The following is a 277-nucleotide window of genomic DNA, read 5'->3' on the forward strand; positions in this document are numbered from 1 at the left end:
ATATATTCAAGCCTATCTCTTATCTGGAGATACAGCTACTGTCCGGTGTTTCAGGAGGCTACATCAGTCAAGCTCCTCGCACTTCTGGCCATGATTATCGACCACACCAATACGGTGTTTCTGTCGCCAGCCTGGCCGATGATGTATGCGCTTGGCCGGATGGCCTTCCGGGGTCGGTTCCGGCTGAGGGCGAAATGACACCCTAAGCTTTCGGTTCCTTGTGCCAAAGATATTCGCCAGTCAGTAGAATGTGCGCCCAGCCCAATGGGGATATGTG

1 protein-coding gene is annotated in these 277 nt (G+C 53.1%); it reads left to right on the forward strand.

Annotation, left to right across the window (positions count from 1 at the left end):
- The coding region (locus HX884_RS26925; RefSeq protein ID WP_375138607.1) for a TraX family protein at positions 1 to 198 on the forward strand (198 nt) is incomplete at its 5' end.
- Between the last annotated feature and the right edge of the window lie 79 nt (positions 199 to 277).

It is taken from the genome of Enterobacter sp. SECR19-1250 (assembly GCF_013391025.1).
In the GTDB taxonomy this organism is placed as follows: domain Bacteria; phylum Pseudomonadota; class Gammaproteobacteria; order Enterobacterales; family Enterobacteriaceae; genus Enterobacter; species Enterobacter cloacae.